Source organism: Roseateles sp. P5_E11 (assembly GCF_054049355.1).
In genome coordinates, this window is sequence record NZ_JBFUMO010000128.1 from 1 (window position 1) to 12,525 (window position 12,525).

Genomic DNA, 12,525 nt, shown 5'->3' on the forward strand with positions numbered 1-12,525 from the left:
CCTACCATGGCTTCGCACTGAACGACGCCTCGGGCGCCCTGCTGGCCTGCGGGCAAATGGTCGTCRATGGCGACATCGTCGGCCTCTACGACATCTTCTCCGCCGTGCCGCGCCAGGGCCATGGCGAGCGCCTGTGCCAGGCCTTGCTGGCCCTCGCCCACGCGCAGGGCGCTCGCCAGGCCTATCTGCAGGTAGGCAGCGACAACGCCGCCGCCCAACGCCTCTATGCGCGCATGGGCTTCGTCTTCGCCTACCGCTACCACTACCGCAGCCCGGAGAAGCAACTCGTCTGACGGCGAGTCACTTCTTTCGGCTCCCACGTTTGCAGGTCGCTGTGGCGAGGGTCTCGCGCGTTGGCTGCGTCAACATCGCGCCTCCAACCCGCCGCCACTCATGACGCCACTCCGCGCTGCCCTCGCCCTTCTTGCCGCCCTGACCCTCGCCACTGCGCAGGCCGACGCCCCCAAGGCCGACGTCGCCAAGAGCGCCGACCACCCCGTCCTCAAGCGCTTTGCCGGCAGCGTGCTGGTGGGCTATGCGCAGCAGGACTGGGAGCAGCGCAGCTTTCCCGACGCCAGCGGCGTGTCCAAGACCGAGAACGACAAGTTCAATCGCCCGGTCAGCCTCGAAGGCAAGGTGACCCGCCTCTTCTACCTGGCTCCGCTGGGCAAGAGCCCGCTGGAGGTCTACCGCAACTACCAGCAGGCGCTGATCGCTGCCGGCTTCAAGACCACCTGGCAATGCGAGAGCGAGGCGCAGGGCTGCACCAAGGCCTATTTCGCGCTGGACGGCACCGAGCGTGCCAAGGGCATGCGCTGGGCAGAGGGCAACCTGCCGGCCGCACGCGGCGACAGCAGCTGGAACCTGGAGATGTCCCTCAGCTACGAGCAGGCCCGCATGATGGTGGGCACGCTGGCCAGCGGCGGCCGCTCGCTGAACCTGCTGCTGTTCACGTCCATGGCCGAGAACGAGTACACCAACCGCGCCGCCACCTACATCGAAATCGTCGAGCCCAAGGCCATGCCCGCCGGCCAGGTCACCGTCGACGCCAAGGCCATCGGCCAGGGCCTGCAGGCTGAAGGGCGCATCGCCCTGTACGGCCTTTTCTTTGACACCGGCAAGACCGACATCAAGCCCGAGAGCAACGCGCAGCTCGACCAGATGGCCGCCGTGCTCAAGGCCCAGCCGGCGCTGAAGGTGCTGATCGTCGGCCACACGGACAACGTCGGCGCAATCGACGCCAATCTCGCGCTCAGCGAAGGCCGCGCCAAGGCGGTCGTCGCGGCGCTGACCCAGCGCGGCATTGCGGCCACCCGGCTGCAGGCGCGCGGCATCGCCAACTTCGCGCCCGTGGCGCCCAACACCAGCGACGACGGCCGCGCCAAGAACCGCCGCGTCGAGATGGTCCTGCAATAACGCCGGCAACGACGACGCCATGAACATCACCCTCCGCTTCTCCGCCGCCCTGCTGGCCGCTGCCGTCCATCTCAGCGCGCCAGCCGCCGACGCACCCTACGCCGACGTGCCCGGCGCCGCCGACCACCCCCTCGTCAGGCGCTTCGCCGGCTCATGGCTGGCCGGCCAGCATGTCTCCAACTGGGACGCCGCCGTGCTGCCCGCCAGCGTCGAGCTTTCCAAGGCCGACAAGCGGCAGTTCAAGGACCCGATGCTCAACCTCGAGGGCAAGGTCACGCAGACGGTCTACATCGCGCCGCGCGGCAAGTCGGCGCTGGAGGTGTGGCGCAACTACGAGCAGGCGTTGAATGCCGCCGGCTTCAAGAAGCGCTTCTCGTGCGAGCGCGACTGCTTCGACCTCTACTTCGCCTGGCTCAAGCAGAGCGATCCGACCAAGGGCTTCAACTGGGCCAAGGGCACGGTCGACACCCCCAGCAGCGGCCGCTACAGCCTGACCTCGGCCCTGTCCGGCGACGAGGGCCGCATGCTCGTCGGCACCCTGGGCAAGCCCGGCCAGGAAGCCACCGTGCTGCTCTACAACTCGCTGGCCGCGAACGCCACCACCGGCATGGTGGCCACCTATCTGCAGGTCGTCGAGCCCAAGGCCATGGAGACGGGCCAGGTCACGGTGGACCCCGCCGCGCTGCAGGCCGGCCTCGCCGCCGAGGGTCGCGTGACGCTGACCGGCCTGTTCTTCGACACCGGCAAGACCGAGCTCAAGCCCGAGTCCAAGGCCCAGCTCGACGCGATGGCCGAACTGCTGAAGAACCAGCCCACGCTGAAGGCCTGGATCGTCGGCCACACCGACAACGTCGGCGGCTTCGAGGCCAACCAGGCGCTGAGCATGGAGCGCGCCCGCGCCGTCGTACTGGCCCTGACCGCGGCGCCGTACAAGGTCGACACCAAGCGCCTGAGCGCCAAGGGCCTGGCCAGCCTGGCACCGGTGGCGGGCAATGGCGACGAGGCCGGGCGGGCGAGGAACCGGCGCGTGGAGCTGGTGGCGCAGTAGCCCGGCGGCGCCAGACCCTGCCTCACGGCTCGATGCCGAACACCGCGTTCGGCGCCTCGCCAAACACCTCCGGCGCGTACATCGCCTCCACGCGGGTGGGAGACAAAGTGAACTGGCCGGGGTTGTTGAGGCGGATCGTGTATTCAAGGCTGAAGTCGCCGCGCGGCACGTGGCGATAGAAGGACTTGAACGACGTGAAGTCGCGGGCCTGGTACAGCGGCCAGGCGTTGCCCGTGCGTTGCTCGCCGGCCTGGGCAGCGGCGGAATCACGGCCCAGGCCGTTGCCCAGGATGCTGGCGCCGGCCGGCACCGGGTCATCCACCACGACCCAGCTCATGTCGACCTGGGCATGGATGCTCAGGCGCACGCGCGCGATGTCGCCCACATGCCATTGGCCCGGCACCTTCTGCTGCACGGCGGTGATGCTGCGGCTCAGGCTGTAACCGGCTGAGCGCGGCGCCGTCAGCGGCACGGCGGCGCGCACCTCCACCGAAGCCCAGGGCGCGCCGGCGCCATAGTGCTGGATGTGCAGCGCGTCGGTGGCCTTGCCCAGGGGAGCGTCGAAGGATTTGCTGCCCGGCTCTTTCCAGCTCAGCGTCTTGCGTTGCTGGCCGAGCGCGATGCGCGTCTCGCCGGCCACGGGCACCGGCTCCAGCAGGCGCGCGAAGGCATCGACGGCCAGCGTGCCCCAGGCGTTGGCGTTGGTGGTGGCCCAGGCGCCGTTCGTTTGCTGGCGGCTCAGCAGCCCCGTCAGCAGGCGTGGCAGGTCGGCTTTCCAATCGGGCAGGTCGGCCACGGCAAGCAGCAGGCGCGCGGCGTCCACGTCGCCGTGGCTCATCAGCCACCACCAGTAGTCGCGGGCCTCGGTGGAGAAGACCATCCGGCGCCCCTGGTAGGTCAACCGAGCGCGCAGTGCGTTCGCGGCCGCAGTCTGCAGGGCCGGCTGCGCATCGGCTTTCCTCAGCACCGTCAGCCAGTCGATCAGCATGCGGGTGGTCCACTCGTCGGGGTCGACGCGGATGGCGTCGAGCTGCCCGGGTGCGAGCCGTTGGTAGCGCGCGAGCGTCGCCAGCGCGCCGATCCTGCGCGCCAGGCCGTCCTCGCTGGGCGCCCAGAACGCGCGCTTGATGCGCCCGGCGGCAAAGCCTTCCAGCCCGGCCAGCATACGCTTGCGCTCGGCCTCGGGAATGGGCCAGCCCGACGCGTCGGCCAGGTCCAGCAGATGACCGGTCAGCGTGTCGCTGCCCAGCCGCGCGAGGGCGGATTCGGGCGGGAAGTAGTTGGCCAGGCCGTCTTCGTCCAGGTAGCGCGGCAGCTCCGCCATGGCCGCATCCCAGGCCTTGCGGTCGTGCATGCCGACCGCGCGTGAAACGCTCTGCTCCAGGCAGCGGTAGGGGTAGCTGGCGAGCCAAGCCTGCACGCCGCCCAGTTGGCCGGCCAGGGAGGGCAGCAACTGCACGGCCACGCGGGCGGTACCGGCTACCGCCCCGGCGCCGTCGAAGCCGAACGCCGGCACGTCAAAGCTGCCGTTGACCTGGGCCAGCGTGGCCGCCTGCACGGTCACGGGCACGGCGGGTTCGACCTGCTGCGTGGTCTCCAGCACGTCCTGCCGGCCCGCAGCGCCGCGTTCCTTCGCAGCGAAGCGCCAGGTCAAGGCCTGGGCACCCTGCGGCACGCGCACCTGCCAGCTGATCTGACGCGCCTCGCCCGCCGCCAGGCGCAGCGCCTGGGCCGGCAGCGCGGCCTGGCCGGCGAGGCCGGCGCTGGCGTCCAGCGTGATGGGGCCGGCGGACGTGTTGCGCACCGTCACCAGCGCCGCAAACCGGTCGCCATCGCGGACGCGCGGCGGCAGGCCGGCGGTGAGCTGCAGGTCCTTCATCACGTCCAGGTGGGCCGCGCCGGTGCCGAAGTCCTCGCTGCCGGCGCTGGCCACCGCCACCAGCCGGAAGCGGCTCAGCCCATCCTTGATGGGAAAGCTCACGATGGCGTCGCCGTTGTCGTCAACGGGCACGTCGGCCTGCCAGTACAGCAGGGAATCGAGCAGGGTGCGGGCCGGAGGCGCCGTCGCGTCACTGCCGGCGCGGCGCGAGACGGTGACCCCCGCTGCCCCCACCACACGCTGCAATACCTCGGGATACACGCCGTCGTTCTGCTTGATCTTCTGGGCACTCTGCAACGCACTCCGCTCCCCAACGACAGTCACAATCCCGGCGGCCTTGTCAGCCGAGATCCTGAGGATGTCCATGAGCACGCCCTCCGCCGAGCGCAGCATGGCCCGCTCGTCCACCGCGGGGTTCATGACCAAGCCACTGGTCGTATAGACGTTGTGCAGGCGGGGGGCCTGCATCCGGGCCAGTAGTTGCCAGCTCGGGTTGTCCTTCAGGCTCAGCAACGCTTCGTCCACCGCCACGAAGCTGAGCTTGCGCGCTACGGGCAGCCGCTTGCCATCTGCCGTCGCGACGTGGATGCGGACCCGGGCGGTGTCGCCGGGCTGGTAGCGCGGGCGGTCGGGCATGAGGCTGACCCGCAGCGCATGGGCCTCGGCGGACACCATCAGTTCGGCGATGCCCGTGGCCACGGCCGCCGGCAGCGCCCCCGCCTCGGCATCCAGCGCCAGCAGCGAGACCGACACATTGCCCGCCCACTCGCGGCGAATGCGCAGCGGGATGCGGGCCTGCGCCGCGTCCAGCGTGAGCACGCGGGACTCCAGGACGCCCCGGCGCTCCATCGTCAGCCACACGCGCGACCGCTTGAAGGGGCTGGAGACCGCGATGCTGGCCATCTCACCCTCGCGATACAGCGCCTTGTCGGTGTCCACGAACAGCGGGCCAGCCAGCAGGTGCTGCTGCTGCACAAAGGCGGGCTCGCCACGGGCGGCGGCCACCTTGCCGTCCACGTCTGCTGAGGTCGCCTCGAACTGGTACCGCCCGGCCTTGCGGGGCACGAAGCCGCACACCAGCTCGCCCTTGTCATCGGTCAGGCCCTGGCAGACCTCGCCCAGCTCCTCGACGGGGCCGGAGCCGTAGCCGTCCTTGCGCTTGGCGCTCACGCTGACGTGCTGCCGGCTGCGCCGCGCTCCGCTGTCGTCGAGCACCAGGCTTTGCACTTCCAGCGGCCGCAGGATCGCGACCGAGCCTCTCGTGCGGACGCCGACCGTCAGCAGGCTGGGCAGCACGTCAAAGCCCTGCGACACGGTCTGGGCCTCGCCGTTGGGGTCCTGGTAGCTCAGTTCGGCACGCAGCACATAGGGCCGTGCGCGCCGGGGCAGCGCGGGCAGCGTGGCCTGCGCATGGCCCTGGGCATCGAGCTGCAACGACTGCGTGTCCAGCAGCAGCTGGGCCGGCTCAGGCTCCGCTGCGGCCGGTTCGTCGAGGAAGGCCGGCATGTCCGTGTAGCCATCGAGCAGATCGGGCCTGCGGTATCCCTGCGCCTGGGCATAGACCCTCAGCGTGACGGGCCAGTGCTGCGCCGCGCCGCCGTCGGCGTGATGCAGGCCCAGCTGGAGCGTCGGTGCCGCGCCGAAGGTCAGCCGTGGCGCCTGGATGGCGCCCAGCATGCCGGGCAGGCGAAAGGCTTCGACGGCGAATTGCGCCGTGTCGTGGTCGGTAACGTTCGACGACGAACCCTCGCCGAGCTTCAGAACCACCCCGTAGCTACCCAAGGGCGCGTCACTGGGCAGCTCTAAGCGGGAGAGCCCTTCGCCGTGCGCGATCTCCTCTAGCGGGACGGTCCATTTCTTGCCCGATCCGTGATGAACAATCGTCGCCTCGCGGGGAAGCTCGCCTGCGGCCAGCCCGGCCTCGGTCTCCCGACGCACCACATGCCGCATCGACACCGTCTCGCCCGGCTTGAACAGGCTGCGGTCCAGCACGGTATGCGCCCGGATGAATGAGCTGCCCCAGGTTCGGTGGACGCCGTAGCTGGCGGCGTCGAGCAGGCCCGTCCAGCGGCTGCTGGCGACCGAGACATCCCGCTCGCCGTCGGGCCAGGTGTGCCGGGCGATGACCGTCACGCCGGCACCGAGGAGGTCGTTGCAACGGGCGAGCGCGCTGCGGTCGATGGACGCCAGGCCGTCCGCATCGCTGCGGCCCTGCCAGACGAGCGTGCCGCGGCAGTCATAGGCCCGGAGGTCCACCGCAGCGACCGGGGCACCACCGTCCAGCTGCGTCACCCACACGGCGCTGTTGGTCTCGGCAACCTTCAAGTGCACGGCCAACCGCGTCAGCAACACGGCCACGCTGTCGTACGCGGGGACGGCATCGCCCTGGACGGCGAACGCCTGCAGTTCCAGCAGATGCAGGCCCGCGCCCTTGAGCGCCACCCGCCCACGGCGGGCCTCGGGAGAGACCGCAGCCTCCACGGCCTGCAACGGGATGGCGGCGGCGTCACCCAGCAGGGGCGCATCGACCCGCCCACGCGGGCGCCAGGCGTCGGGCATCGAGAAGTAGTGGTGCGGGCCCTCACCGGCGCCGAGCAGCCCCATCCACCGCAGGATGAGCTGGTCTGCCGCCTCGTCGCCGTCGCCCGCGCCGATGACCTTGGCGCGCACGGCAGGCCGGGTGGCCGCCCCCTGGAGGAAGACCGGCACCGTGTTGTCGGCCCGAAGCGGCCGGATCGACACCGTCGGCACCGGAAGGTACGCCAGCCCCAGCGCGGGCAGCGTCTTGATGCTGGCGGGCCGGCGGTCACGCGCCAGCTTGCGGCCCGCGTCGTCCACGAAGTCCTGGTCCGGCCAGCGGATCCGGTACTCGGCGCGGGGCTGGAAACCGCCTTCGAAAGTGACCGTGCTGCTGGCACCGGAAGTCAGCGTGGCCGGCTGGACCTTCACCGTGCCGGGGCGCGGGCCCTGCCCCACGTCCAGGCGGATCTCGCGAAGCAGAGCTTCAGGCATCGCCGCGTTGAACTCCAGGGCGATGGGGAAGTTGGCGGCACAGTCGCCGTCGGGCTGCAGGCGGCTGCACGCCACGGTCACGGCCGGCAGCGCGCGAGCCGTGAAGCTCAGCTCATGGGGCTTCAAGGTCGGGCGCACCAGCCGCAGCGTGACAGGCCTCCCGGGCGCCAGCGCAAAGGGGCAGCGCACCGCCTCCAGGCGGTCGGGCGCCTCCCACATCCAGCTGGCCTGCTGCTTCAGCCCGTCGCGAACCTCGGTCGGCAGGTGGATGGCCGGGGCCTCGGGCTGGCCCGGCGCCTCGCAGCGAACGTCTGTCGGGGTGCCGCCCAGGGGATGGGTGTAGCGCAGCAGAAAGACCTGGTCCTCCGCGACCCAGGCCGCGCCGTGGTGGGGAACAACGTTCGCGACGTAGCGCTTCATCTCATCGGTCAACGCCGGCAGCTGGAAGCGGAACGCAAGCGGCTCGCCCACGGCATGCCCGGCCAGGGACTTCAGCGCCGGCTTGACGCGGAACTCGCAGGCCCGGCCGTCACGCGCCTGGTCCTTCAGGTCCATCACCCACGTGCGGTCATCTACCCAGTGCGCCTCGCCGGCCAGCCCGCAGTCCACCTCGAACGGCCCCGGCGCGGCCACCTTGCCCATGGGCACCATGGGCTCGCTGAAGGTGGCCCGGACCTGCTCCGCACCCGGCACCTGCCCCTGCGGGCTGAAGGCGAGCACCCGCGCGGCGGGCTCTGCCGCGCTGGCAAGCAATGAGGTCATGGCCAGCGCGCAGGCGGCGAGCATCCGTGCGGAAAAAGGCTGTGCTACCCGGGCGTGAGGCATGCCGTGTCTCCCTATAGTTAGTTATTGGCGGCAATTGTGAGGGCCCAACCGATGCGCCACGGCGTGCTGCCGGCATGCGTTGGGGGTTCACTGCGTTCACCCCATTAACCTACCGGGCTATCCAGGTAGAGTCCGCCCCACCGCTGCGATGCTGGAACCGATTCCACCCCGGCCGCAATGCGCCTTTCGCCATGAAATCAATGCATGCCTCCCTGGTGGCCACGGCCGTAGCGCTGGCCCTCTGCGCCGCCGCGCAGCCCCTGCTCGCCGCCGATGCCCAGCCCTGGACGGACAAGGCCAAGAGCGCCGCGCAGCGCACCGAGTTGCTGCTGAAGGCGATGACGCTGGATGAGAAGCTGCTGCTGGTGTTCGGCTACGCCTCGGGCGATCAGCTGGCGCAGGTGGACAGCGCCGTGATCCCCGGCGTCAACACCAAGGAGGTCATCGCCACGGTGATTCCGGGTTCGGCCGGCTACATCCCCGGCATCGAGCACTTGGGGCTACCGGCCCAGCACCAGGCCGACGCGTCCATCGGCGTGCGCAATCCCAACCTGGAGCGCACCTCACTGCCCTCGTCGCTGGCCACGGCCGCCAGCTGGGACCCGCGTGTGGCCGAGGCCGGCGGCAAGATGATCGGGCGGGAGGCCCGGCTGTCGGGCTTCAACGTCATGCTGGCGGGCGGCGTCAACCTCGCGCGAGAACCGCAGAACGGCCGCAACTTCGAGTACACCGGCGAGGACCCGCTGCTCGCCGCCGACATGGCCGCCGGGCTGATCCGCGGCGTGCAGGCCAACCACATCATTTCGACGATCAAGCATTACCTGATCAACGCGCAGGAGACCGGCCGCAACATCGTCAGCGCGCAGATTGGCGAGTCCGCGCTGCGCATGAGCGACGCGCTGGCCTTCGAGCTCGCCATCGAGAAGTCCAGCCCCGGCTCCGTGATGTGCTCCTACAACCGCATCAACGATGTCTACGCCTGCCAGAACGCCTTCTGGCAGAACAAGGTGCTCAAGGGCGACTGGGGCTACCCGGGCTACGTGATGTCGGACTGGGGTGCCGTGCATTCGACCGTGCTCGCTGCCACCGCCGGGCTTGACCAGCAGTCCGGCTTCCCCTTCGACAAGGCGCCCTACTTTGCCAAGCCACTGAAGGAGGCCGTCGAGGACGGCTCGGTGCCGCGGTCGCGCATCGACGACATGGCCCGGCGCATCCTCTGGGCGATGTTCGACAAGGGCGTGATGGACCACCCGCTCAAGCCAGGCCCCATCGACTTTGCCGCCCACGCGCAGGTCTCGCAGGCCGCCGCGGAGCAGTCGCTGGTACTGCTGAAGAACGAGGCCGGCCTGCTGCCGCTGGGGGCGCCCAAGCGCGTGGCCCTCATCGGGTCATATGCTGACAAGGCCGTGCTGGCAGGCGGCGGCTCCGCGTCGGTCACGCCCATCGGCGGCACCGCCGTCACCGGCCTCGGCCCGGGCGGCTGGCTGACCCAGGTGTGGCAGCCCTCATCGCCGATGAAGGCGCTGCAGCGTCTGCGGCCGCAGACGGCATTCACCTTCGACGCGGGCACCAACGTCGAGTCCGCCGGCAAGGCCGCAGCCGCGGCGGACATGGCCATCGTCTTCGTCCACCAATGGACCGCCGAGTCGCTGGACGCGTCGCTGACGCTGGAAGGCAACCAGGACGCCATCGTCAGCGCGGTCGCCAAGGCCAACCCGAACACCGTGGTCGTCGTCGAGAGCGGCGGCGCCATCCTGATGCCCTGGAAGAAGGACGTGAAGGGCATCCTCGCGGCCTTCTACCCGGGCGCGGCCGGCGGCGAGGCCATCGCCCGCATCCTCACCGGCGAGGTGAACCCCTCTGGCCGCCTGCCCATCACCTTCCCTGCGAGCACGGATCAGCTGGTGCGCCGGCAGATCGGCGGCAAATCGGACGGCCCGCTGTTCACGGTCCGCTACACCGAGGGCGCCGCGGTGGGCTACAAGTGGTTTGACCTGCACGGCCACAAGCCGCTGTACGCCTTCGGCCATGGCCTGTCTTACACGAGCTTCGAGCTGGGCGGCCTCAAGGCAGAACAAGCCCAGAAGGCCGGCGGGCAGGTGACCGTCAAGTTCACCATCAAGAACGCCGGCAAGCGCGACGGGGCCTCGGTCGGCCAGGTCTACGTCCGTGCGCCGCAGAGCGCTCAATGGGAAGCGCCCAGGCGTCTGGTCGGCTTCGGCAAGCTGGCGCTGAAGCCGGGTCAGACCGGCACGGGCGCGGTCACGGTCGACCCGCGGCTGCTGGCCACCTTCGACGAGTCGACCGGCGACTGGGTGATCGCGCCCGGAACCTATGAAGTACAGCTCGGCGCGGGCTCGGACGACATCCGTGCCACCGCCCATCTGGCGCTGGCGGGCCGCAGGTTCACGTCGGCGCAGCTTCGTCACAAGGCGCGATAGCGCATGGACTCCCGCTTGAAAGCTCCGGAGACCGCCGCCCAGTGTGCGGCCCAGGAAGCAGCACTCGTGCTCGAGCGCCTGACCGCGGCTGACGCCATGGGGATCGGGCAATCCATCCTCGCGCTGGCGCAGCAGTGGTTTGCGGCCCGGCCCGTGGCCATTCATCTGGAGACCGACGACCATCCCCTGTTCGTCTATTTCATGGATGGCACGGGCGCCGGCAACGCGGACTGGATCACCAAGAAGAAGAACGTCGTTCGCCGGTTTGGCCACAGTTCATGGCGGGTTCGGCTGGAGTTCCTCGAACGCCAGGCCAATTTCCATGCGGAAACCGGCCTCGACCCCACCCTCTTCCAGGCCGAAGGCGGCGCCTTGCCCCTGGCGGTGCACGGCAAGGGCCGAGTGGGGACCTTGATCGTTTCGGGCCTCGACGGGTGGGAAGACCATGCGCTTGCGGCAGGTGGACTGGCGCTTTGGAACAGCCGGTAGGGAGCAACAGCCTCGCAAGTTGCTGTTAGCGTTGGGATTCACTGCATTCGCCCTTTCCGACCGGGCTCGAAGCCGGATTGCGCCGAATCGCGACATGACAATCCCGTCCATGGACATGCAGCGACCACCGGCTGAAATTCATTGGCGACAGGCCATTGAGGCAGGTGAGCTTGGCGTGTGGGACCTCCGCCTTGACCTTGAGACCGTTCACCATTCACCCCAGTGGAAACAGCAGCTCGGTTATCCCGAACCGTACAGCGCCGATAGCACCCACTTCTGGCGCTGCAGGGTCCATCCTGCCGACCTTGAAGGCATGCTTGCAGCCATGAGCGCACACGCCCGGGGCAGCCAGCCCAGCTACGAGGCCAGATTCCGCCTGCGCAGCAATGGCTCGGGGTATCGCGTCGTCCACTCGCGCGGCCGGGTCATCGAGCGCAACGCCGAGGGCCGGGCGGTGCGCATGGTCGGGACCATGATTGACCTGACCGAACGCCCATTCACGCCCCAGGGCGGGTTGGCAGACGGCCACCGCGGCTTGATGGAAGGTTTGCCGCTGGTGCTGCCGTTTCACCTGCTGCTGAGCGTCGACCGGTCGGGTATCGACAGCGCCGATGCAGAGCGCGCTGCGCTCGAGCTTGAGCGGGATCGGGTGCTCGGCATGGTTGAAGACCTGCTGCAGGCCTCCATGGCGCAACTTGAGAGCCTGCGCACTGTGTAGAGACGCGCCTGGCAAGGCCGCTCAGCGCAAGCGAGCATCCAGCCGGCTGAGCACGCGCAGGTCCTGGAAGTAGCTGCTGTGATGCGTCGTCGCGCTGTCGACGACGAGATCGTTGGGCTGGTCGAAGATTAGTTCGGCGCCGCAATCAGGCACCCATCGCCGTGGGTCACCCTCATCGCGACGACGAACGCACTCTCGCGTTGGAAGGCGGACCGCGAAACCCCTCAGTTCTGAATCGACAACTGATCGCCCAGATAACCGATCACTCGCTCATCGCGGAAGTAGTTGGTGTGATGTGTGGTCGGGCCCACGCCGAGGGCTTCGAACGTGATGTTGCCGCCCTCGCCCAGGCGAAACATCGAGTCCACGTCCACCACCAGGTCGTTGGGGCCGGGGAACACCATGTCGGCCGCACCGTACTTGACCTGGTCGCCGATGTGGCTGAAGCGCCGCCAGAACTTCCAGATCGGCTGAGCGCTCTCGTCGGGCTGGAAAGACGCGCCGATGCCGGACATCTGGGGGCTGCTGAGCCAAGGCGCGGCAAACAATTGCCGCACATCGTTGTTGTTCTTGACCAGCTGCTGCGTCGCGAGGCCCGGCACCAAGCCCACCGCCGCGTCGACGATGGGCGTGGGTCAAGAACAACAACGATGTGCGGCAATTGTTTGCCGCGCCTTGGCTCAGCAGCCCCCAGATG

Annotated in this window: 9 protein-coding genes; 6 read left to right on the forward strand and 3 right to left on the reverse strand. The window is 69.4% G+C overall.

Annotated elements, in window-relative coordinates:
• The 3 genes from ACXJKR_RS11985 to ACXJKR_RS11995 form a co-directional block, all read left to right on the forward strand.
• Window positions 1-293: GNAT family N-acetyltransferase (locus tag ACXJKR_RS11985; protein ID WP_457323022.1), on the forward strand; the 293-nt coding region annotated here is incomplete at its 5' end.
• A gap of 100 nt (window positions 294-393) precedes the next feature.
• Window positions 394-1,416: a DUF4892 domain-containing protein gene (locus tag ACXJKR_RS11990; RefSeq protein ID WP_457323023.1), complete on the forward strand. Its 1,023-nt coding sequence runs from the start codon at window positions 394-396 to the stop codon at window positions 1,414-1,416.
• Between the two features lie 19 nt (window positions 1,417-1,435).
• Window positions 1,436-2,464 carry an OmpA family protein gene (locus ACXJKR_RS11995; RefSeq protein ID WP_457323024.1) on the forward strand — a complete coding sequence of 343 codons (1,029 nt, stop codon included), beginning with the start codon at window positions 1,436-1,438 and terminating at the stop codon, window positions 2,462-2,464.
• 22 nt (window positions 2,465-2,486) lie between these two features.
• Here the strand turns inward: ACXJKR_RS11995 and ACXJKR_RS12000 are convergent, their stop codons facing one another.
• Window positions 2,487-8,117: an alpha-2-macroglobulin family protein gene (locus ACXJKR_RS12000; RefSeq protein WP_457323025.1), complete on the reverse strand. Its 5,631-nt coding sequence runs from the start codon at window positions 8,115-8,117 to the stop codon at window positions 2,487-2,489.
• A gap of 254 nt (window positions 8,118-8,371) precedes the next feature.
• On the opposite strand from ACXJKR_RS12000, the gene ACXJKR_RS12005 reads away from it, so the two are divergent.
• From ACXJKR_RS12005 to ACXJKR_RS12015, 3 genes are all read left to right on the forward strand, one after another.
• A complete protein-coding gene (locus tag ACXJKR_RS12005; protein ID WP_457323026.1) occupies window positions 8,372-10,621 on the forward strand; it encodes a beta-glucosidase in 2,250 nt (749 codons plus the stop codon).
• A 3-nt stretch (window positions 10,622-10,624) separates the two neighbouring features.
• Window positions 10,625-11,110, forward strand: coding sequence for a heme-binding protein (locus tag ACXJKR_RS12010; protein ID WP_457323027.1), 486 nt, complete (start codon window positions 10,625-10,627; stop codon window positions 11,108-11,110).
• A gap of 109 nt (window positions 11,111-11,219) precedes the next feature.
• Window positions 11,220-11,828, forward strand: coding sequence for a PAS domain-containing protein (locus tag ACXJKR_RS12015; RefSeq protein WP_457323028.1), 609 nt, complete (start codon window positions 11,220-11,222; stop codon window positions 11,826-11,828).
• A gap of 21 nt (window positions 11,829-11,849) precedes the next feature.
• Here ACXJKR_RS12015 and ACXJKR_RS12020 read toward each other — a convergent pair whose 3' ends face one another.
• A complete protein-coding gene (locus ACXJKR_RS12020; RefSeq protein ID WP_268795218.1) occupies window positions 11,850-11,981 on the reverse strand; it encodes a hypothetical protein in 132 nt (43 codons plus the stop codon).
• Window positions 11,982-12,052: 71 nt separating this feature from the next.
• A complete protein-coding gene (locus tag ACXJKR_RS12025; protein ID WP_457323029.1) occupies window positions 12,053-12,430 on the reverse strand; it encodes a hypothetical protein in 378 nt (125 codons plus the stop codon).
• Window positions 12,431-12,525 lie beyond the last annotated feature (95 nt).

Bases quoted from the DNA above. Each gene is read 5' to 3' on its own strand.
- ACXJKR_RS11990 (WP_457323023.1), top strand. From the start codon at position 394: ATGACGCCACTCCGCGCTGCCCTCGCCCTTCTTGCCGCCCTGACCCTC.
- ACXJKR_RS11995 (WP_457323024.1), top strand. From the start codon at position 1,436: ATGAACATCACCCTCCGCTTCTCCGCCGCCCTGCTGGCCGCTGCCGTC.
- ACXJKR_RS12000 (WP_457323025.1), bottom strand. From the start codon at position 8,117: ATGACCTCATTGCTTGCCAGCGCGGCAGAGCCCGCCGCGCGGGTGCTC.
- ACXJKR_RS12005 (WP_457323026.1), top strand. From the start codon at position 8,372: ATGAAATCAATGCATGCCTCCCTGGTGGCCACGGCCGTAGCGCTGGCC.
- ACXJKR_RS12010 (WP_457323027.1), top strand. From the start codon at position 10,625: ATGGACTCCCGCTTGAAAGCTCCGGAGACCGCCGCCCAGTGTGCGGCC.
- ACXJKR_RS12015 (WP_457323028.1), top strand. From the start codon at position 11,220: ATGGACATGCAGCGACCACCGGCTGAAATTCATTGGCGACAGGCCATT.